This window comes from Enterobacter sp. C3_dUdeg (assembly GCF_057536195.1).
On the sequence record NZ_BAAKFX010000009.1, the window covers coordinates 100,237 to 121,579 of the forward strand.

19 protein-coding genes are annotated in these 21,343 nt (G+C 58.9%); 8 read left to right on the top strand and 11 right to left on the bottom strand.

Annotated elements, in window-relative coordinates:
* The first annotated feature begins 39 nt into the window (after positions 1 to 39).
* A complete protein-coding gene (gene yghB / locus AC27FC_RS17985) occupies positions 40 to 699 on the top strand; it encodes a DedA family general envelope maintenance protein YghB (protein WP_029740714.1) in 660 nt (219 codons plus the stop codon).
* 33 nt (positions 700 to 732) lie between these two features.
* Here the strand turns inward: yghB and AC27FC_RS17990 are convergent, their stop codons facing one another.
* Positions 733 to 1,632: an AraC family transcriptional regulator gene (locus AC27FC_RS17990; RefSeq protein ID WP_094935317.1), complete on the bottom strand. Its 900-nt coding sequence runs from the start codon at positions 1,630 to 1,632 to the stop codon at positions 733 to 735.
* A gap of 195 nt (positions 1,633 to 1,827) precedes the next feature.
* On the opposite strand from AC27FC_RS17990, the gene yqhD reads away from it, so the two are divergent.
* Positions 1,828 to 2,991: an alcohol dehydrogenase gene (yqhD, locus tag AC27FC_RS17995; RefSeq protein WP_094935316.1), complete on the top strand. Its 1,164-nt coding sequence runs from the start codon at positions 1,828 to 1,830 to the stop codon at positions 2,989 to 2,991.
* Between the two features lie 105 nt (positions 2,992 to 3,096).
* The gene (gene dkgA, locus AC27FC_RS18000) at positions 3,097 to 3,924 is read left to right on the top strand and encodes a 2,5-didehydrogluconate reductase DkgA (RefSeq protein ID WP_033146647.1); all 828 of its coding nucleotides are present in this window, start codon (positions 3,097 to 3,099) and stop codon (positions 3,922 to 3,924) included.
* Positions 3,925 to 4,007: 83 nt separating this feature from the next.
* Here dkgA and AC27FC_RS18005 read toward each other — a convergent pair whose 3' ends face one another.
* The gene (locus AC27FC_RS18005) at positions 4,008 to 6,179 is read right to left on the bottom strand and encodes a YgiQ family radical SAM protein (protein WP_487160252.1); all 2,172 of its coding nucleotides are present in this window, start codon (positions 6,177 to 6,179) and stop codon (positions 4,008 to 4,010) included.
* 199 nt (positions 6,180 to 6,378) lie between these two features.
* Here AC27FC_RS18005 and AC27FC_RS18010 point away from each other — a divergent pair, with 199 nt between their 5' ends.
* A complete protein-coding gene (locus AC27FC_RS18010) occupies positions 6,379 to 7,854 on the top strand; it encodes a TrkH family potassium uptake protein (protein ID WP_094935315.1) in 1,476 nt (491 codons plus the stop codon).
* A 30-nt stretch (positions 7,855 to 7,884) separates the two neighbouring features.
* On the opposite strand, the gene ftsP is transcribed toward AC27FC_RS18010, so the two are convergent.
* The 4 genes from ftsP to AC27FC_RS18030 all read right to left on the bottom strand — a co-directional run bounded on the left by ftsP (position 7,885) and on the right by AC27FC_RS18030 (position 13,035).
* Entirely contained in the window at positions 7,885 to 9,297 is a 1,413-nt protein-coding gene (gene ftsP / locus AC27FC_RS18015) for a cell division protein FtsP (protein WP_196355083.1), read from the bottom strand.
* Between the two features lie 58 nt (positions 9,298 to 9,355).
* The gene (gene plsC, locus AC27FC_RS18020; protein WP_023333413.1) at positions 9,356 to 10,093 is read right to left on the bottom strand and encodes a 1-acylglycerol-3-phosphate O-acyltransferase; all 738 of its coding nucleotides are present in this window, start codon (positions 10,091 to 10,093) and stop codon (positions 9,356 to 9,358) included.
* 163 nt (positions 10,094 to 10,256) lie between these two features.
* Complete coding sequence (parC, locus tag AC27FC_RS18025) at positions 10,257 to 12,515, bottom strand: DNA topoisomerase IV subunit A (RefSeq protein WP_047650119.1); 2,259 nt, start codon at positions 12,513 to 12,515, stop codon at positions 10,257 to 10,259.
* A 118-nt stretch (positions 12,516 to 12,633) separates the two neighbouring features.
* Positions 12,634 to 13,035 (bottom strand): YgiW/YdeI family stress tolerance OB fold protein, encoded by a 402-nt coding sequence (locus AC27FC_RS18030; RefSeq protein ID WP_023309189.1) that lies wholly within the window; start codon positions 13,033 to 13,035, stop codon positions 12,634 to 12,636.
* A gap of 139 nt (positions 13,036 to 13,174) precedes the next feature.
* On the opposite strand from AC27FC_RS18030, the gene qseB reads away from it, so the two are divergent.
* From qseB to AC27FC_RS18050, 4 genes are all read left to right on the top strand, one after another.
* Positions 13,175 to 13,834 (top strand): quorum sensing response regulator transcription factor QseB, encoded by a 660-nt coding sequence (gene qseB / locus AC27FC_RS18035; RefSeq protein ID WP_094935313.1) that lies wholly within the window; start codon positions 13,175 to 13,177, stop codon positions 13,832 to 13,834.
* On the top strand, positions 13,831 to 15,168 hold the full coding sequence (gene qseC, locus AC27FC_RS18040; RefSeq protein ID WP_487160253.1) for a quorum sensing histidine kinase QseC: 1,338 nt from the start codon (positions 13,831 to 13,833) through the stop codon (positions 15,166 to 15,168). The genes qseB and qseC overlap by 4 nt, the downstream gene beginning before the upstream one ends.
* A 105-nt stretch (positions 15,169 to 15,273) precedes the next feature.
* Positions 15,274 to 15,855 (top strand): NAD(P)H-dependent oxidoreductase, encoded by a 582-nt coding sequence (locus tag AC27FC_RS18045; protein WP_094935311.1) that lies wholly within the window; start codon positions 15,274 to 15,276, stop codon positions 15,853 to 15,855.
* Positions 15,856 to 15,886: 31 nt separating this feature from the next.
* A complete protein-coding gene (locus tag AC27FC_RS18050) occupies positions 15,887 to 16,201 on the top strand; it encodes a putative quinol monooxygenase (protein ID WP_008502984.1) in 315 nt (104 codons plus the stop codon).
* A gap of 83 nt (positions 16,202 to 16,284) precedes the next feature.
* Here the strand turns inward: AC27FC_RS18050 and AC27FC_RS18055 are convergent, their stop codons facing one another.
* From AC27FC_RS18055 to AC27FC_RS18075, 5 genes are read right to left on the bottom strand one after another with little or no spacing between them, the layout of a single operon-like run.
* Positions 16,285 to 17,172, bottom strand: a complete 888-nt coding sequence (locus AC27FC_RS18055; RefSeq protein WP_033146656.1) for a MurR/RpiR family transcriptional regulator — start codon at positions 17,170 to 17,172, stop codon at positions 16,285 to 16,287.
* Complete coding sequence (locus AC27FC_RS18060) at positions 17,169 to 18,119, bottom strand: iron-siderophore ABC transporter substrate-binding protein (protein WP_094935310.1); 951 nt, start codon at positions 18,117 to 18,119, stop codon at positions 17,169 to 17,171. The genes AC27FC_RS18055 and AC27FC_RS18060 overlap by 4 nt, the downstream gene beginning before the upstream one ends.
* Positions 18,120 to 18,128: 9 nt before the next feature.
* On the bottom strand, positions 18,129 to 19,169 hold the full coding sequence (locus AC27FC_RS18065; protein WP_094935309.1) for a FecCD family ABC transporter permease: 1,041 nt from the start codon (positions 19,167 to 19,169) through the stop codon (positions 18,129 to 18,131).
* Positions 19,166 to 20,149 carry a FecCD family ABC transporter permease gene (locus AC27FC_RS18070; RefSeq protein ID WP_196355084.1) on the bottom strand — a complete coding sequence of 328 codons (984 nt, stop codon included), beginning with the start codon at positions 20,147 to 20,149 and terminating at the stop codon, positions 19,166 to 19,168. The genes AC27FC_RS18065 and AC27FC_RS18070 overlap by 4 nt, the downstream gene beginning before the upstream one ends.
* Entirely contained in the window at positions 20,146 to 20,958 is an 813-nt protein-coding gene (locus AC27FC_RS18075) for an ABC transporter ATP-binding protein (RefSeq protein WP_094935308.1), read from the bottom strand. Before AC27FC_RS18075 ends, AC27FC_RS18070 begins: the two co-directional genes overlap by 4 nt.
* Positions 20,959 to 21,343 lie beyond the last annotated feature (385 nt).

Sequence of the window (21,343 nt, forward strand, 5' to 3'; positions counted from 1 at the left end):
GTACAATAGCGCTATATCTGCTGTTCCACAGGAAAGTCCATGGCTGTTATTCAAGATATTATCGCGGCGCTTTGGCATCACGACTTTGCCGCGCTGGCGGATCCTCACATCGTTGGTATCGTTTACCTCGTGATGTTCGCAACTCTTTTTCTGGAAAATGGATTACTGCCAGCCTCGTTTTTACCCGGTGACAGCCTGCTTTTACTTGCCGGGGCGTTAATCGGGAAAGGCGTCATGGACTTCACGCCAACAATGGTTATTCTCACCTCCGCAGCCAGCCTGGGCTGCTGGCTGAGCTATCTGCAGGGCCGCTGGCTTGGGAATACCCGCGTCGTAAAAGGCTGGCTGGCGCAGTTACCGCATAAATATCATCAGCGTGCGACCTGCATGTTCGACAGGCATGGCCTGCTGGCCCTGCTGGCGGGGCGTTTCCTCGCGTTTGTTCGCACGCTTCTGCCAACGATGGCGGGCATTTCCGGTCTGTCAAACCGCCGCTTCCAGTTCTTCAACTGGCTGAGCGCTCTGCTGTGGGTGGGTGTGGTCACCACGCTCGGCTATGCGCTGAATATGATCCCCTTTGTGAAACACCATGAAGATCAGGTGATGACCTTCCTGATGGTGCTGCCGATGTTCCTGCTGGTGGCAGGCCTGGTGGGAACCATCGCGGTGGTGATTAAGAAGAAGTACTGCAGCGCGTGATCCCCTCTCCCCATAGGGGAGAGAGGAAAAAGCTTAAGCTCCCTGCATGGTTCGGATGCGTGATGCATCTTCTCCCGGCGTAACGCCAAAATAGCGCTTAAACTCCCGACTGAACTGCGACGCGCTTTCGTAACCCACCCGCATTGCCGCCGCGCTGGCCTTCATGCCGTCGTGGATCATCAGCATCCGCGCCTTATGCAGCCGGTAGGTTTTAAGGTACTGCAGCGGCGAGGTGCTGGTCACCGACTTGAAGTTATGATGAAACGCCGAGACGCTCATGTTCGCTTCCGCCGCCAGCTGGTCGACGCTGAGGTTTTCCGTGTACTGGCTTTCGATACGCTTGAGCACGCGGCTTATCAGGCTGAAGTGGGTCTGTCGGCTCACCAGAGCCAGTAACGCCCCGCCGCCCGGACCCAGCAGCACATGGTAGAGAATTTCGCGGACGATCTGTTTGCCCAGAATACGCGCGTCCAGCGGCCTTTCCATCACGTCCAGCAGACGCTCAATGGCGCAGAGGATATCTTCCGACAGCGTCGCCGAGTTAATCCCGCTCGATGCCATAGACGGCTGGAAGAACTCATCTTCGCCAATCTCCATCAGCAGCTCCTGCAGCTGAAGAATATCGACGTTGACGCGAATACCGGCCAGCGGAACGGCTTCTGTCGCGAAGGTTTCACATTCGAAGGGTAAAGGTACCGTCAGGAGCAGATATTCATTGGTGTCGTAGCGGAACACGCGCTCGTTGATATAGCCAATTTTATGGCCCGAGAAGAGAAAAACGATGCCCGGCTGGTACATGACCGGCGTGCGCGTCCCGGGCTGCGTGCCGTAGAGCAGGCGAATGTCAGGAAGCAGATCGCTGACGCCATTTTCTTTATCTATCAGTCTTTTAATCTGCGCAGTGAGCTGATGGCAGATCGCTTCACGGTTCATATTACGTTACTCCGGGTACGGTTTCCGACGTTGACAGTGTGCGTGCTTTTCCGCGCTTTCTCCAGCGCTCTGTAGAAATGGGCAAGACATCGGCAGGAATGTGCATTGAGAGGATAGCCCCGGACGGCCACAATGTGCAGCATCAGGTCGCCCTCTGCGCCACCACGGTTTTTCACCCACTAAAGGGAACGAGCAATGAACAACTTTAATCTTCACACCCCAACCCGCATTCTGTTTGGTAAAGATGCTATCGCCGATCTGCGCGCGCAGATCCCCGCTGACGCCCGCGTACTGATCACCTACGGTGGCGGCAGCGTGAAAAAAACCGGCGTGCTGGATCAGGTTTACAGCGCCCTGGACGGTCTGGACGTGCGTGAGTTCGGCGGCATCGAGCCAAATCCGTCTTACGAAACGCTAATGAACGCGGTGAAAATTGCCCGCGAAGAAAATATCACCTTCCTGCTGGCCGTCGGCGGCGGCTCCGTGCTGGACGGCACCAAGTTCATCGCGGCGGCAGCGCACTACGCTGACGGCATCGATCCGTGGCACATTCTGGAAACCCGCGGCAGCGACATTAAAAGCGCCATCCCGATGGGCTCCGTGCTGACCCTGCCGGCCACCGGCTCTGAATCCAACAAGGGCGCGGTGATCTCCCGTAAAACGACCGGCGACAAACAGGCCTTTATGAACGAACACGTTCAGCCTGTGTTCGCGATCCTGGATCCGGTTTACACCTACACCCTGCCTGCGCGTCAGGTGGCGAACGGCGTGGTCGATGCCTTTGTTCATACCGTTGAGCAGTACGTCACGTATCCGGTAGATGCCAAAATTCAGGATCGATTCGCGGAAGGCATTCTGCTGACGCTCGTCGAAGAAGGTCCAAAAGCGCTGAAAGAGCCGGAAAACTACGACGTTCGTGCCAACGTCATGTGGGCGGCAACGCAGGCGCTGAACGGCCTGATCGGGGCTGGCGTGCCGCAGGACTGGGCAACCCATATGCTGGGCCACGAGCTGACGGCGATGCACGGTCTGGACCACGCTCAGACGCTGGCCGTTGTGCTGCCTGCGCTGTGGAACGAAAAACGGGATACCAAGCGTGCCAAACTGCTGCAGTACGCTGAACGCGTGTGGAACATCACCGAGGGTTCTGACGATGCGCGTATTGATGCCGCCATCGAAGCAACCCGCAGCTTCTTTGAAAGTCTGGGCGTGCCAACGCGTCTGTCTGGCTACGGCCTGGACGGCAGCTCCATCCCTGCCCTGCTGGCAAAACTCGAAGAACACGGCATGACCCACCTGGGCGAGCACGGCGATATTACGCTCGACGTGAGCCGTCGCATCTACGAAGCGGCACGCTAAGCGTTTTTGCCCTCCCGACTTTCGTTTTTTGACATTTCGTCCAGACTTAATGCACAACCCATCGCCGGAGGAACCCTCCGGCGATGCGCACCTGAAGGAGGAAAAATGGCAAACCAAACCGTAATCAAGCTGCAGGACGGCAACGTGATGCCCCAGTTGGGGCTAGGTGTATGGAAAGCCGGTAACGACGAGGTCGTCTCCGCCATTCATAAAGCCCTGGAAGTCGGCTATCGGTCCATTGATACCGCCGCCGCATATAAAAACGAGGACGGCGTGGGTAAGGCACTGGCCAGCGCTGGCGTCCCCCGCGATGAGTTATTCATCACCACGAAACTGTGGAACGACGATCAAAAACGTCCCCGCGAAGCGCTGGAGGAGAGCCTGGAGAAACTCCAGCTCGATTTCGTCGATCTCTGGCTGATGCACTGGCCGGTTCCGGCTATCGATCACTACGTTGACGCCTGGAAAGGGATGATTGAACTGCAGAAAGAGGGGCTGGTGAAAAGCATCGGCGTCTGTAATTTCCAGGTTCATCACCTGCAGCGGCTGATTGACGAGACGGGCGTTGCGCCAGTGATTAACCAGATCGAGCTGCACCCGCTGATGCAGCAGCGCCAGCTACACGCCTGGAACGCTACGCATAAAATCCAGACCGAGTCCTGGAGCCCGCTGGCGCAGGGCGGCGAAGGGGTGTTTGATCAAAAGATTATCCGTGAGCTGGCGGATAAATACGGTAAAACCCCAGCGCAAATCGTCATTCGCTGGCATCTGGACAACGGCCTGGTGGTCATCCCGAAATCGGTCACGCCATCGCGCATCGCCGAGAACTTCGACGTCTGGGATTTCCGTCTGGACAAAGACGAGCTGGGTGAGATTGCGAAGCTGGATAAGGGTAAACGTTTAGGCCCGGACCCGGACCAGTTTGGCGGGTAATCGCGTAAAAAAGCCGGGTGGCGGCTTCGCCTTACCCGGCCTACGTGTCGACATAAAAACCCCGGCTCGCCGGGGTTTTTTATTTACGCTTTGCGCTTCACGGGCTTCTTCACACTCGAATTACCGTTCGAACGCTGATGCACAATCGGCGTGTGCTTGGTCAGCGCCGGGCGCGTATTGCGGTTCTGGCGACGCGCTTCGCGCATCTCATCCAGCGTCGGGGCCGGTACCAGGCAGTCGCGGCGCGAGCCGATCAGGTGTTTTTTACCCATCTCTTCCAGCGCCTGACGGATCAGCGGCCAGTTTTTCGGATCGTGGTAGCGCAGCAGCGCTTTATGCAGACGGCGCTGTTTATCCCCTTTCGGCACCATCACCTCTTCACTCTTGTAGCCAATCTTACTCAGCGGGTTCTTGCCGGTGTAATACATGGTCGTCGAGTTAGCGAGCGGTGACGGATAGAAGTTCTGCACCTGATCCAGGCGGAAGCGACGCTGCTTCAGCCACAGCGCCAGGTTCACCATGTCCTCATCGCGCGTGCCCGGGTGCGCGGAGATGAAGTAAGGGATCAGGTACTGCTCTTTACCCGCCTGCTTTGAATAGGTATCGAACAGCTCTTTAAAGCGATCGTAGCTGCCCATGCCCGGCTTCATCATTTTCGACAGCGGGCCTTCCTCGGTGTGCTCCGGCGCAATCTTCAGATAGCCGCCGACGTGGTGCGTCGCCAGCTCTTTGATGTAGCGCGGATCTTCCACGGCGATGTCGTAACGTACCCCGGACGCGATCAGGATCTTCTTGATGCCCTTCAGGTCCCGCGCGCGGCGGTAGAGGTTGATCGTCGGCTCATGGTTAGTGTCCATATGCTCGCAAATGCTCGGATAGACGCAGGAGAGGCGACGGCAGGTTTGCTCCGCGCGCGGCGACTTGCAGCGCAGCATGTACATGTTCGCGGTTGGGCCGCCAAGGTCGGAAATCACGCCGGTAAAGCCCGGCACCGAGTCGCGAATCGCTTCGATCTCATTGATGATCGAATCTTCAGAGCGGCTCTGGATAATACGCCCTTCGTGCTCGGTAATGGAGCAGAACGAACAGCCGCCGAAGCAGCCGCGCATGATGTTGATCGAGAAGCGGATCATCTCATACGCCGGGATACGGGCGTTACCGTACGCCGGGTGCGGCACGCGCTTGTACGGCAGCGCAAAGACGCTGTCCATCTCTTCGGTGGAGAGCGGGATCGCCGGCGGGTTAATCCAGATAAAGCGCTCGCCGTGCTTCTGCATCAGCGCGCGGGCGCAGCCCGGGTTGGTTTCATGGTGCAGAATACGGGACGCGTGCGCGTAGAGCACCTTGTCGGCTTTCACCTTCTCGTAGGACGGCAGCAGCACGTAGGTCTTTTCCCACGGTTTCGGGCGCGGCGGCTGCACAACGATAGCCTTCGCTTCCGCTTTTTTCGGCTCAACCGGCTTGTTATCGGCACACGGCAGATCTTCGCCGTACGGGTGCGGGATCGGGTCGATTTTGCCCGGCATATCAATGATGCGGGAATCCACCCCGCTCCAGCCCGGCAGCGCCTCTTTTACCATGATGGCGGTATTGCGCACGTCGCGGATGCTGCTCACCGGCTCACCCTGCGACAGACGGTGCGCCACTTCCACCAGCGGACGCTCGCCGTTACCGTAAATCAGCATGTCGGCTTTGGAATCCACCAGCACCGAGCGGCGAACGGTATCTGACCAGTAGTCGTAGTGCGCGGTGCGGCGCAGGCTCGCCTCGATGCCGCCCAGGATCACCGGGACGTCTTTCCAGGCTTCTTTACAGCGCTGGGTATAGACCAGGGTCGCGCGGTCGGGGCGTTTACCCGCCACGTTATCCGGCGTGTAGGCGTCGTCATGGCGCAGCTTGCGGTCGGCGGTATAGCGGTTGATCATCGAGTCCATGTTGCCTGCGGTGACGCCGAAGAACAGGTTCGGTTTACCCAGACGCATAAAGTCGTCTTTGCTGTTCCAGTCAGGCTGGGAGATGATCCCCACGCGGAAGCCCTGCGCCTCAAGCATACGGCCACAGATGGCCATGCCGAAGCTCGGATGGTCAACGTAGGCATCGCCCGTGACCAGAATGATGTCGCAGCTGTCCCAGCCCAGTTGGTCCATCTCTTCCCGGGACATCGGCAGGAATGGCGCCGGTCCAAAGCAGGCCGCCCAGTACTGGGGCCAGGAGAAGAGGTCACGATCCGGCTGGATCAGGGAAATTGCGCTCATAATGCTTCCGAAGAAAAAATAGACAAAAGGAGCGGGATTATACGCTGTTCATCCGCCAGATTTGAAGAAAAGGATGCATGAAGCAGGCAGATATTCGGGGAAGTCGTTAAAATACGGCGCCCTGATAATTTTGAATCATAATATTCACTATATTTTCCGGTGAGTTGCCCCGGAACGTGTTATTGCGCGGAGCTCTGTCGTGAAGCCCAACGATTCGTTACATGTATCCCAGCTGCGGGTTGTCCTTCACCTCTGCGGTTTTCTGGTTCTGCTGTACAGCCTTTCCATGCTGCCGCCGATGGTGATCGCCCTGCTGAATAAAGAGCGGACCTACTTTGCCTTCCTGACCACCTTTTTAACCTTTTTTACTCTCGGAGGGCTAACCTGGCGGGCTACACGTCACGCCGGCATACAGCTTCGCACCCGCGACGGGTTTGTGATTATCGTGCTGTTCTGGCTGCTGTTTTCATTCATTAGCGCCATGCCGCTCTGGATGGATGATGGGCTACAGCTCTCCTTTGCCGACGCGCTCTTTGAAGGGGTTTCCGGGATCACCACCACCGGGGCAACGGTCATCGGGGACGTCAGCGCCCTGCCCAAGTCGTACCTTTATTACCGCGCACAGCTGAATTTCATTGGCGGGTTAGGCGTCATCGTGCTGGCCGTCGCGGTCCTGCCGCTGCTGGGCATCGGCGGCATGAAGCTCTATCAGTCAGAGATGCCGGGGCCGTTCAAAGAGGAGCGTCTGACTCCCCGCCTTGCCGATACCGCGCGCACGCTGTGGGTGACCTACTTCGCGCTGGGCGTGGCCTGCACCCTGGCCTACTGGCTGGCGGGAATGTCATTTTTTGACGCCCTCTGTCACGGGCTGTCGACCGTGTCGTTGGGCGGATTTTCCACCCGCAGCGAGAGCATTGGGTTTTATGACAGCCACGCGATTGAGCTGGTCGCCGGGGCGTTTTCACTGCTCTCCGCGTTCAACTTCACCCTCTGGTACGTCGCCATTGTCAGACGCACCCTGAAACCGATTCGCCGCAGCCCGGAGGTTAAATTCTTTCTGAGCGCCGCCGCGGTGATTATTGTCATCACCGCCTGGCAGGTCTGGCATGCCGGGACGTACAACGCCACGGATAGCCTGGTGCACGCCTTCTTCCTTGCCAGTTCGATGATGACCGATAACGGCCTTTCGACAGCCGACTATGCCCAATGGCCCGCACACACCATCTTCCTGCTGTTGAGCGCCAGCTTTTTTGGCGGCTGCGTAGGCTCGACCTGCGGCGGGATCAAAGCCCTGCGTTTTCTCATTATGTTCAAGCAGAGTATTCAGGAGATGAACCAGCTGGCGCATCCGAGAGCGCTGCTGAGCATTAAGGTGGGCAAAAGCGTGGTGAATGAACGCGTCCTGCGCTCGGTATGGAGCTTCTTTTTTCTCTACGTCATGATCACAGGCTTTTTTGTCTGGTCGCTCAACCTGATGGGCTACGACCTGTTTACCGCATTCGCAACGGTTGCCGCCTGCATCAACAACATGGGGCTGGGGTTTGGCGAGACGGCGTCGACGTTCGGCACGTTAACCGAGGGGGCAAAACTGCTGATGTGCGCGGCGATGATCCTGGGGCGTCTGGAAATTTATCCGGTGCTGATTCTGTTCTCGCGCTTTTTCTGGCGGGCATAAACCATTCCCGGCGAACCGGGAATGACAGGATTATGGCGCAGGGTTGATCAGCATCTGCCCCACGGAGCCCCTGTCCATCATCTCCAGCGTCTGGCTGTGGAACAGGAACGGGAAGTGCGGCCACGAAGGCTGACCGTAATAGACAAGCAGTTCAACCTGGCCGTCCACCCAGACGGTATCTTTCCAGCCGCGGTCTTCCGGGAACGGCATCGCGCCGTTGACGTTGCGGATCAGGAATGCCACCCCTTCAATATGGAACGACTGCGGCATATCTGAACGGACCGTCCAGCGCTCCCAGGTGCCCTGCTGCGCGGTAATGTCGATGCGGTTGACGTCCCACAGCGCGCCGTTGATGCCCGGGTCGTCGCCCAGGCTGATATCACGGCTACGCACCGGCGAGCCGCTCATGATCTCCTGCGGCAGCAGACGCATTGGCAGGCTATCGGTCACCAGCGGCAGCAGACCGGTCGGGCGCAGGGTCAGAACCAGAGTCGAGACAAGAATGCTCGACGGTTCAAAGAACCCGCGAATGCGGTCCACAATGCTGGCCGCTTCACCGCAGGTGACAGACACTTCATCCCCATTGGTCATATCAATGAGAACTTCACGACGTTCGCCCGGCGAGAGCGCCAGCTGTTTGACGGAAACCGGCGCCGGTAAAAAGCCCTGGTCGCCGGAGATCACGTGCAGCGGACGGCCATCGCTCATTTGCAGCTGATAGCGGCGCGAGTTAGACGCGTTGAGCAGACGCAGGCGCACCCAGCCGCGCGAAACTTCCACATACGGGCTTTGCGCGCCGTTGACCAGCAGCGTATCGCCGACAAAGCCACCGCTGCCCGGCTCGCTGTATTCCGGCGTACCGAAATTATCCAGACGCTTGTCCTGGATGATAACCGGGAAGTCATCCACGCCGTAGTGGTTCGGGATCGGCAGGGATTTGCTGACCTCATCTTCCACCAGCCACATTCCGGCCAGGCCATTATAAACCTGCTGCGCCGTGCGGTTAGGCGTGTTGGCGTGATACCACAGGGTGGCCGCGCTCTGGCGAATCGGCAGAACGGGCGCCCAGTCGGCGCTGGGAGACATCATTCGCGCCGCGCCGCCAATTAACGGGCCAGGCACCTGCAGGCCGCTGATGGTCATGGCGACATTTTCAGGGGTACGGTTACTGTAGATGAGCTTTACGTCATCGCCATTCCACACGCGTATGGTCGGCCCAAGGTAACGTCCGTTAATGCCCCAGACCGGCGCGCGCGTCCCCTGGGTAAAGGACCAGTGGCTACGCTGCAGCGTCAGGAAAAGCGGCTGACCGCGACGGGATTCAATTAATGGCGGAATGGGCAGCGGCTGTTGCTGCCCGGCGGCGCTGGCTGTCAGCGGCATCGCACCCGCACAAACGGCGATCCCGGAAGCCTGAATAAACTGACGCCGACTGAGTGACATATAAGCTCCATCTGAAACGACTAACAACGCGGGAATTCGTTTTCCCTTCAACGCCGGATTAAATCTTACCGGCGGCTTCTCTCTCTGCGACTTCTTTGTCGAGCTGCGCAATATGCTGAGCCATCAGCTCACGGCAGTGCGCTGCCAGCTCGCGCACCTGGTCTTTACCGTATTTGCTGGTATCGACGGGTGGCAGCATTTCGACAATCACCAGCCCGTTATTCAGGCGGTTAAGATTAATCTTATTCGAAGTATTGGAAACGCACACAGGAATAATTGGAACACCTGCCGCAATTGCGGCATGAAACGCACCGGTTTTAAACGGCAGCAGGCCGCGGCCGCGGCTGCGCGTTCCTTCCGGGAACATCCAGATTGAGATTCTGCGCTTTTTAAAATGATTGACCACTTCCGCAATGGTGCTGTGCGCTTTCGCACGGTTGTTACGGTCGATCAGCAGGTTACCGGTCAGCCAGTACAGCTGGCCAAAAAACGGGATCCACAGCAGGCTTTTTTTCCCCACCGTCACGGTCGGTGGCAAAACGATATTTGCGGCGGTCACCATATCGTAATTGTTCTGATGGTTGGCGATATAGATGGCGTTACCGAAATTCTCCGCCCCTTCAGGCAGACGTTTTTCAACCTTCAGACCAAACAGCGGCGCAAGGCGACCGAACATATGGCCGAAGGTGGCAACATGCTTAGGATTACGCGGACTGAACAGGCAATAGATGCAGCCGAAAATACAGACCAGAATGCAGTAGATAACGGTAAGAATAAGACGAACAATATATAGCATAGCGACCTCTGAAGCCCCAACAGCTGACAATTATACTTCACCTGTGGCCAGGTAAGGACTTTATTACGAGCGCGTATTGTTAATCGCAACGCACGAATTAACAACGATTTTACGGGAAATTTTATTGAAACTCCCCCTCCGGGCAGAGGGGGATATCACGACATTACTCTTCGCTGTCACCCGCGGTGCTGCGTGCAGGAGAGTCAATCTCCACGCGGTCGATGCGCTGCAGTCCGCGCATCAGCGAGCCGCGGCGACCGCGCTCACCCACCACTTTCTGCAGCTCTTCCGGACGAAGCTTGATCTTACGCTTGCCGACGTGAATGGTCAGCGTGCTCTGCGGCGGCAGGAGGAAGAGGTGCGCCAGGCTATCTTCGCCTTTCGCGGCTTCCGCCGACGGGATGTTGATGATCTTGTTGCCCTTGCCTTTCGACAGTTCCGGCAGATCGCTGACCGGGAACATCAGCATACGTCCGGCGGTGGTGATCGCCAGCAGCATGTCGCTTTCGTTCTCGATCACCAGCGGCGCCATCACGTGGGCGTTGTCCGGCAGGCTAATCAGCGCCTTACCGGCACGGTTACGGGAGACCAGGTCGTTAAAGGTACAGATAAAGCCGTAGCCCGCATCGGACGCCAGCAGCAGCTTCTGGTCATCGGCTTCCATCAGCATATGGTCAACCGTCGCCCCCGGCGGCAGCGTCAGCTTGCCGGTGAGCGGCTCGCCCTGCCCGCGCGCGGAAGGCAGCGTAATCGGGTCGATGGCGTAGCTGCGGCCGGTGGAGTCGATAAACGCCACCGGCTGGTTGCTCTTGCCTTTCACCGCCGCTTTGAAGCTGTCGCCCGCCTTGTAGCTCAGCCCCGGCGCGTCGATATCGTGGCCTTTGGCGCTACGCACCCAGCCGCTCTGCGACAGAACAATGGTCACCGGCTCGGACGGCTGCATGTCGTGCTCGTTCATGGCCTTCGCTTCTTCGCGCTCGTGCAGCGGAGAACGACGGTCGTCGCCGAAGGCGTCTGCATCGGCCTGCAGCTCTTTCTTCAGCAGGGTGTTCATCTTGCGCTCGGACGCGAGGATCGCCTGCAGCTGATCGCGCTCTTTTTCCAGCTCGTTCTGCTCGCCGCGGATCTTCATCTCTTCCAGTTTGGCGAGATGGCGCAGCTTCAGTTCGAGGATCGCTTCGGCCTGGGTTTCGCTGATGCCAAAGCGCGACATCAGCGCCGGCTTCGGCTCGTCCTCGGTACGGATGATCTCAATCACTTCGTCGATATTGAGGAACGCCACCAGCAAACCTTCGAGGATATGCAGGCGCTTAAGCACTTTCTCCAGACGATGGTTCAGACGACGGCGGACCGTATCGCGGCGGAACGTCAGCCATTCGGTGAGGATCTCCAGCAGGTTTTTCACCGCCGGGCGTCCGTCGAGGCCAATCATGTTCAGGTTGATGCGGTAGCTTTTTTCCAGATCGGTGGTGGCGAACAGGTGGTTCATCACCTGTTCCATGTCCACGCGGTTGGAGCGCGGCACGATCACCAGACGGGTCGGGTTTTCGTGATCCGATTCGTCGCGCAGGTCGTCCACCATCGGCAGCTTTTTATTGCGCATCTGGGAGGCGATCTGCTCCAACACTTTGGCACCGGAAACCTGATGCGGCAGCGCGGTGATCACCACGGCGCCGTCCTCTTTATTCCACACCGCGCGCATACGCACGGAGCCGCGACCGTTCTGGTAGATTTTGCGGATTTCCGCGCGCGAGGTGATGATCTCGGCTTCGGTCGGGAAATCTGGCCCCTGCACGATATCCAGCAGCTCGTCGAGCGTCGCTTTCGGCTGCTCAATCAGGGTAATGGCGGCTTTCGCCACTTCACGCAGGTTGTGCGGCGGAATGTCCGTCGCCATACCGACCGCGATACCGGTGGTACCGTTCAGCAGGATGTTCGGCAGACGCGCAGGCAGCATCTTCGGCTCCTGCATCGTACCGTCGAAGTTTGGCACCCAGTCAACGGTTCCCTGACCCAGCTCGCCCAGCAGCACTTCGGCATATTTAGAGAGACGGGATTCGGTATAACGCATCGCCGCGAAGGATTTCGGATCGTCCGGCGCACCCCAGTTCCCCTGCCCGTCCACCAGCGGATAGCGGTAAGAGAACGGCTGCGCCATCAGCACCATCGCTTCATAACAGGCGCTGTCGCCGTGCGGATGGTATTTACCCAGTACGTCACCGACGGTACGGGCGGATTTCTTAAACTTGGCGGTGGCGTTCAGCCCCAGTTCGGACATCGCATACACGATGCGGCGCTGAACGGGCTTCAGGCCATCCCCGATAAACGGCAACGCCCTGTCCATGATGACGTACATGGAGTAGTTCAGGTAGGCGTTTTCCGTGAATTCATGTAGCGCGAGGCGCTCTGCCATATCGCTCATTACGTGTGATTCCTCAACTCAGAAACCGAAGGGTTTCAGGCAATATTGCCGCAGATACTACCTCATCTGATGAATTGAGTCACAAAGAAAAAGGGCCGCACAGGCGGCCCATTTCGGGTTATTTGTTCAGCTTAATAACCTGCTTCACGTCGATTTCAAACTCGTTCCAGTCTTTATCGACTTTACCCTGCAGTTCAACTTTATCCTGCGGAGTGACGGTCACGCCGTTCCAGCGCTTGTGGTCAATCTCAACTACGACCGTGCCGGACTCATCGCGGAAGGTGTAGCGGTCATCGGACAGGCGCTCGGTGATGTTCCCGCGCAGCTTCACCCAGGCATCGTCCTTCAGGTCTTTCACTTTTGCCGCAGTGGTGAGGTTGGCGTTGTTATCGACAAAACCGCCCTGCTGAGTTTGCGTCTGGGTCTGTGTGGCCGATGGGCCAGTAAAACCGCCCTGAGCAGCAAAGACCGGCGCGGTGGTCATCATCATGATGGCAGCAATTGCAGCGAATTTTTTCATCTTCATCTCTCCCTTTAATGTCGTTTCGCAGTCCATTTAACAGGGTAATCCTTAACAACTTCTTAAGGGAAAAATTTATTTATTATTGCTGTACAGCAGGCGCTTACAGAGGGTTTACTGACGACATCAAGGAGGGAACATGCGCATTTTACTGGTAGAAGACGACAGGTTAATCGGCGACGGTATCAAGGCGGGGTTGAGCAAAATGGGTTTTAGCGTGGACTGGTTTACCGACGGTAAAACCGGCCAGGCCGCGCTGTCTTCTGCACCCTATGATGCCGTGGTGCTGGATCTGACGCTGCCGGAAATTGACGGTCTGGACATCCTGCGCGCGTGGCGCGAGAGCGGGCGCAGCGAGCCGGTACTGATTCTGACGGCGCGGGATGCGCTTAACCAGCGCGTCGAAGGGCTACGTCTTGGCGCGGATGATTATCTCTGTAAGCCGTTCGCGCTGATCGAAGTGGGTGCCCGCCTCGAAGCGCTGGTCCGCCGCAGCCACGGCCAGGCGCGTAGCGAGCTGCGTCACGGGAAGGTCACGCTCGATCCGAGCCGTCTCATCGCCACGCTGGACGGTGAGCCGCTGACGCTCAAGCCGAAAGAGTTCGCGCTGCTGGAGCTGTTAATGCGTAACACCGGTCGGGTGCTGCCGCGAAAGCTGATCGAGGAAAAACTCTATACCTGGGACGACGACGTCTCCAGCAACGCCATCGAGGTTCACGTCCATCATTTGCGCCGCAAGCTTGGGAGCGAGTTTATCCGCACCGTGCACGGCATCGGCTATACCCTGGGTGACGCATGAAACTGAGCCTGAAGCTGCGCCTGACGCTTCTCTTTTTACTTCTGTCTCTGACGGCCTGGTTTGCCGCCAGCCTGGTTGCCTGGCAGCAGACGACCCACAAGCTCGACAAGCTGTTCGATACCCAGCAGATGCTGTTTGCTAAACGGCTGCTGACGATGGATCTGGACGAGATCCGCGCCCCCGAACGCATGCGCGAGATCCCGAAAAAAGTGAAGCACGGTCGTCTGGACGACGACGCGCTGGCTTTCGCCATTTACGCCGTCGACGGCAAAATGCTCCTCAACGACGGTGAAAACGGACGCGATATTCCGTACCACTATCGCCGCGACGGGTTCGATAACGGGCAGCTGCAGGGCGACAACGACGAGTGGCGTTTTTTATGGCTAACCTCATCCGACGGGAAGTACCGCGTAGTGGTCGGCCAGGAATGGGAGTACCGCCAGGAGATGGCGCTGGACGTGGTCAGCTCGCAGCTGACCCCCTGGCTGGTGGCGCTGCCCGTGATGTTGCTGCTGCTGATCGTCCTCCTGAGTCGGGAGCTGAAGCCGCTGAAAAAGCTGGCGCAGACCCTGCGCTCCCGCTCGCCGGATGCCACCGATAAACTGCCGACCGAGGGCCTTCCTACGGAAGTACGCCCCCTGCTCGACTCGCTGAATCATCTCTTCGCGCGCACCCAGGAGATGATGACCCGCGAGCGCCGCTTTACGTCCGATGCCGCCCACGAGCTGCGCAGCCCGCTGGCGGCCCTGAAGGTGCAAACTGACGTGGCCCAGCTCTCTCATGACGATCCGCAGGCGCGGGAAAAGGCGCTGACGCAGCTGCATGCGGGCATCGACCGCGCTTCCCGGCTGGTGGATCAGCTCCTCACGCTGTCGCGTCTGGACTCGCTGGATAACCTTGACGATGTCGAACCGATTCCCCTGGCCGACTTGCTGCAGTCGGCCGTGCTGGATATCTGGTATCCGGCGCAGCAGGCGGGCATTGATATTCGCCTGAACATCCATGCACCAGAGGTGACACGCACGGGCCAGCAGCTGCTCCTGAGCCTGCTGGTGCGCAACCTGCTGGATAACGCGATTCGCTACAGCCCGCGCGGCAGCGTGGTGGACGTAACGCTGGACGCGCGTGGCTTTACCGTGCGCGACAACGGCCCAGGCATTTCACCGGACGCGCTGGCGCGCATCGGCGAGCGCTTTTATCGCCCGCCGGGTCAGGATGCCACGGGCAGCGGGCTGGGGTTATCCATTGTAAAACGCATCGCCGCCCTGCACGGGATGCGCGTTTCGCTGGGCAATGCCCCTGAAGGCGGTTTTGAAGTGAAGGTCAGCTGGTAAGGGATTATTGCGTTTAACGCAAAAGACTTTGCACATTTTGCTCATTTTACCGCACCGTCCTCGCGCGTAGAATACTGGCCATACTCTCATCATCGAGGACAAATAATGAGCAACATCCTGATTATCAACGGTGCAAAAGAATTTGCGCACTCTAAAGGCCAGCTGAATGACACCCTGACCGAGGTCGCGGACGGTTTCCTGCGCGACGCCGGGCATGATATTAAGGTCGTGCGTGCAGACAGCAGTTATGACGTGAAGGCCGAAGTGCAGAACTTCCTGTGGGCTGACGTGGTGATCTGGCAGATGCCAGGCTGGTGGATGGGCGCGCCGTGGACCGTGAAAAAATACATGGACGACGTGTTCACCGAAGGTCACGGCTCGCTGTATGCCAGCGATGGCCGCACCCGCTCTGACGCCTCCAAAAAATACGGCTCGGGCGGCCTGATTCAGGGCAAAAAATATATGCTCTCGCTGACCTGGAACGCCCCGCTGGAAGCCTTCACCGATAAAGAACAGTTCTTCGAAGGCGTGGGCGTCGACGGCGCGTACCTGCCGTTCCACAAGGCTAACCAGTTCCTGGGCATGGATCCGCTGCCGACCTTTATCGTCAACGACGTGATTAAAATGCCTGACGTCCCGAGCTATATCGCAGAATATCGCAAGCATCTCGCGGAAATTTTTGCTTAACTGGTAGCCTGGAATTAAAGGAGTAGTAAACATGCTTACCGTAATCGCAGAAATCCGTACTCGTCCAGGTCAACATCACCGCCAGGCGGTGCTGGATCAGTTCGCGAAAATTATCCCGACCGTACTGAAAGAAGAAGGCTGCCACGGCTACGCGCCGATGGTGGATGCCGCCACTGACGCCAGCTTCCAGGCGACCGCGCCAGACTCGATCATCATGGTTGAGCAGTGGGAAACCGTCGCGCATCTTGAAGCGCACCTGCAGACCGCGCACATGAAAGCGTGGAGCGACGCGGTTAAGGGTGACGTGCTGGAAACCCACATCCGCATTCTGGAGCAAGGGGTTTAAGTTTCCCCTCCCCCGCCCTCTCCCGAAAGGAGAGGGAGAACAGATCCAGGCCCGGTGAGCGTCAGCGCTACCGGGCTTTGTTTTTAGGTGCTTTTCTTCCCCGGCTTTAACCCACGGTGTAGCTCGTTGATGCGCTTCATCGACTTGATGGTGCGCTGCGGCTCGGTGGAGGCGACGGATAAGATGATCATCTCCAGACACAGCAGCACCGTGCCGTGGAGCGGGATTTTGCCTTTTTCGCCGCCGCGCGGAACGTGGATCACCACGCTGGCCTCCTTGCTGAAACGCGAATCGAGGGCGTTGGTCAGCAATATAGTTGGAATGCCCAGACGTTTTGCTTCACGCAGCGTGGTTTGCCCCTCCCGGTGCGCGGATTTCTGCGCCATCATCACCAGCACGTCGCCGCGCTGAAGCGCAATCAGCTGCTCGGCAAGCCCTATCCCGGTACGGTTAAGCGGCGTGGCGGGTAACCCCATGCGACTGAACAGCCTGGCGGTGTACTCGGCCAGAATGCCGGAGGCGCCAATGCCAAATATGGCAACCTGCCTCGCCTGCGCCAGCAGAGAGACCGCCTGGGCCATCGCGTAGCGGTTGTGGGGCTCGGATAACACCTCGCAGGTATGCTGATGCCCCTCCAGCACGAAATCAATGCTCGCGTTGACGTCGCTGGCGAGCGTATTCACCGTGGTGGACATCTTTTCGCTGGAGGTGACCACCGGACCAAACCACTGCTCCAGCGTCTGCTTGAGATCGCGCAGCCCGGCGAAACCCAGCGCCTGAATGGCGCGGACCACCGTGGCATCCGAGGTTTTCAACAGCGTCGCGATCTCCATTGCGGTCTGTTCCATCACCGCTTCGCGGTTGTCATGGATATAGCGTGCAACCTGCAGCAGACGCGGCGTCAGCTGATGCGCACGCGCGCGAAAGCGGTCGCCATAGACATCCACGCGCCCTTTCTCTTTGCGGATCACCGTGACGCCTCCGGCAGCGGACGCCCGGCAATCTGCGACTGCACCTGCGCGGCCATCAGCCCTAACGAGGCGTACGAATTCGAGATGGCCTCTTCACGCGAGATCAGCACGTAATGCCCGGTTCTGCAGGCATTCAGGAACTGACACCAGCCCGGCATGACCGCATCCATCGCCGCCAGCTCGTCCTGCGGTTTACCGCCCGTATCCCCGCGCCAGGTGGCGAAGACGAAATCGGCATCCAGCTCCGGCAGGCGCTCGGCGCTGACGTCGATGCGCCCTCCGTCCGGGATGGACTCAATCAGCGGCGGGAAGGTGAATCCGGCGTCGCGCAACACGCGGCCCAGCGAGTGGTAGCTGTGCATGGCATTAATCTTTCCCTGATTCGCCTGAATCACGGACACGGTCACCTTGCTGGTATCAATTGTCGCCTTCAGGGCCTTAATCTGCTCCTGATAGCGCCGCTCCAGAACCTTGAGCCGCGCCTGCGTTCCCGTCAGCTGAGCCAGCTTGCGGTAGATCTCCGGCGCGCCGCCGTCGAGATGATCGATGCTCACCGTCGGGGCAATTTTCGCCAGCTGTTCCACCGGGGTGTTACGGGTCGGCTCGGTAACGATCAGGTCAGGCTTTGCGGCGGCGATGGCTTCAATGTCGATATCGGCCGTGCCGATAAATGTAATGTCGGAATTATCGAAGTCGACGCCGGTCAACATGCCGCTGGAGCGCAGAAAGTGGCTGCCGTCCGGCCGCGTGCGGCCATGGCTTGCCACCGGCGGCACGCCAAGCTCAATCAGCGGAATGGTGATATCCAGATCGTGTAAAGAGACAATCCGTTTCGGATGAACCGGCACCACCACTTTTCGGTTCAGATCGTCAGTAAACGTCTGCGTCGGCTCCGCCGCACCCACCGCGAACCCCACCAGCAACAGCATCGAAAACACTACGCGCATCCTAGTCTCCTAAAATCTGTCCCGACGCTGCCAGAGCAGCAGCAGGAAAAACGGTCCGCCAATCAATGAAATCACAATTCCCGCCGGCAGCTGCAGCGGGAGGAACGCCAGACGTCCGACGTTATCCGCCAGCAGCACCAGCAGCGCGCCCAGCACGGCGCTTCCCGTCAGGAGCGCGGTTTGCCCACCGCGCAGCAGCAGGCGCGCCATATGCGGGGCAATAAGCCCCACGAAACCAATACTGCCCACGCACGAGACGCAGGCCGCCGTCAGCACCACCGGGGCGAGAACCCGCAGCAGCGCCAGCCGGGTTGTGCGTACGCCAAGGCCCGCGGCGGCCTGATTGCCAAGCAACGCCACGTCCGCAGCCCGTGCGGTAAACAGCAGCAGCGCAAACGCGGGGGCAGCCCAGAGCGCGGCTAACCCCACCAGCGTCCAGTTTGCCGCATGCAGGCTTCCCGCCAGCCACAGCATCGCCGTCTGCACGTCCCGCACGTCGGCGGTGGTGATAAAGACGCCCATTGCGGCGGCAAACGCCCACGACACGCCGATGCCGATCAGGATGAACCGCGGGCGCGAGATATCGCGCGCCAGGCCGATAACCAGCAGCGCGGTAAGCAGCCCGCCGGCCATGCCGACCAGCGGACGCCAGGCCAGGCCCAGCGCCGGGAACTGAAAAATCAGCAGCAGTACCGCCGCGCTACAGCCCTCCTTCACGCCAATAAGCCCGGGATCGGCCAGACCATTGCGGGTGATGGACTGCATTGCCGCCCCCGCCATGCCGAGCATCGCGCCGCACAGCACCGCCATCAGCAGGCGCGGCAGGCGGATATCCATCACGATGTAGCGCGTCTCCGCCGTCAGGCTCTCAGGAGAAAACAGCGCGCGCCCGATGGCGGAGATGGGAACAGGCAGAGAACCGTGCGTCAGGCCAAAGCCCAGCAGGCTTAACGCCACCAGCGCTAAAAGCGTCAGGCAGGCCAGCGCCCTCGGGCGAACCAGCGCCGATAAACGGCCAATACGGATCGCGCGGAATCCGGCCCGGTTCATTTGAACATCCTCGATGCCATAAAGATGAATACGGGTGCGCCGACCAGGGCCGTCATGATGCCGGTTGCCAGCTCCCAGGGCGTAAACAGCGTGCGGGCGGCGATATCCGCCAGCAGCAGAACCAGCGCGCCACACAGGGCAGACAGCGGCACCATAACGCGTAAATCCACCGACACCAGACGGCGAATGAGCTGCGGCACGACCAGCCCGATAAAGCCAATCGGCCCGGCAATTGAGACGGCCGCGCCGCAGAGCAGCGCGATGGCCAGCAGGGCAAGCAGGCGGGTTTTCAGCAGCGACACGCCAAGCCCCTGCGCCATTCGGTCTCCCAGCGCCAGCATGTTGAGCGAGGGCGACAGCCCGATGGCGAGAACAAAACCGGCTGTTGCAGCCCAAAGGGCGCTCCGGAGCGTCTGCACGTTGATCCCGGCCAGGCCCCCTGCCAGCCATGTGCGCATGGCGAGCAGCGTCTGTTCATCGAGAATTAACACCGCGGCGGTAATCGACGAGGCAAACGCCGACATCGCCACGCCGCACAGCGTGACCTTCATCGGCGTAAGCCCGGTGCGACCGGACGAGGAGAACATCAGCACCAGCAAAAACAGCGCGGCGGCACCGGCGGCGGCAACGAGCGGGCGCCCAAACGGCAGCGACAGCCCAAGCGCGCTGGTAATCACGACCGCCAGCGCGGCCCCGGCGTTGAGCCCCAGAATATGCGGCTCGCCGAGCGGGTTGCGGATCACGGACTGCAGCAGCACGCCCGCCACGCCGAGCGCGGCGCCCGTCACCATCGCGGCGCAGAGGCGCAGCAGTCTTAATTTGATAATGACGTTATGGTCGAAATTGCGCGGATCGAAATGGAAGAATGCCTCCACCACCGTCTGCGGGGCGATGAAGCGTGCGCCGATGCCCAAATGCATAATCGCGCCCAGCGCCAGCAGCAAAGCGAAGATCGGGAAGGCCAGAGAGGAGCGCATCATGGCTGAACAGGGCCCTGGCGAAACGGCATAAAGAACGGCTTGCCGGTCAACGGGTTTATGGACATATGCACGTCCACATCAAACACCGCTTTAATCAGCTCCGGCGTACAGGCATCGCCCTCATGCAATACGCCTTCAACTTTCCCCTGGCGTAAAAAGACCAGCGAATCGCCGTAGTTTACGGCGAAGTTGAGATCGTGCAGCACCACCACGACGGTACGCCCGTGCCGGCGGGTCAGGGTGTGCAGCAGTTCCAGGATCTCCACCTGATAGCGGAGATCGAGAAACGTCGTGGGCTCGTCAAGCAGGATATACGGCGTTTGCTGCGCCAGCGCCATGGCGATCCAGCAGCGCTGACGCTGGCCGCCGGATAAGCTTTCCACCGGCATATGGGCAAACTCCGCCGTGCCGGTCAGGCGCAGGGCCTCTTCCACCGCCAGCTCGTCCTCGTCGCTCCACTGGCGCATAAAGTTCTGCCAGGGAAAACGCCCGCGCGAGACCAGCTCAAAGACGGTCAACCCTTCCGGGAGCAGCGGAGACTGCGGCAGGATACCCAGCTGGCGGGCGACGGCTTTGGTCGGCTGCTCGTGGATCGCCTTGCCGTCGAGAACTGCCGCGCCGCCAAGCGGCTGAAGCAAACGCGCAATGGTGCTCAGCAGCGTGGATTTTCCGCAGCCGTTCGCCCCTACCAGCACGGTCATTTTCTGCTGAGGGATCGCAAGGGAGATATCATCAACGATGATTTTTTTCTGATAGCCCGCAGAGAGGTTCTTCAGAACCAGTCCCGGTTTTTTTGTGTTGTGAGCCACGTGAATGCCAACGTAATAAAAAAGCGCAACAAATATAAATAAAAATCATTCTCTTTTGAGAGTTTGACGCTGCGCCATGTAGTAGTCAAGAGAAGAAACACCCTGATAAAACCAGGGGTAAGCCTGAGGAAAAATGAACAAGGAATGACTTTAAAAAGCATTTAATTCAATAAATTAATAATCATCCCGCTGCGCTTATACGCCCGGCTAAACGTTGTAGTCGATTTTTTCTTTTTTCCATTTACTACTACATTCGCGCATGATTGAATGATTCTCAATTACATGTCCGATGCCCACCGTGGCTAACGGACAGACCGTAAAGGGCAATGACTCACACATTTTTCCGCGAAACGTCATTCGCGGGATATTTCGGGATAACAGATGT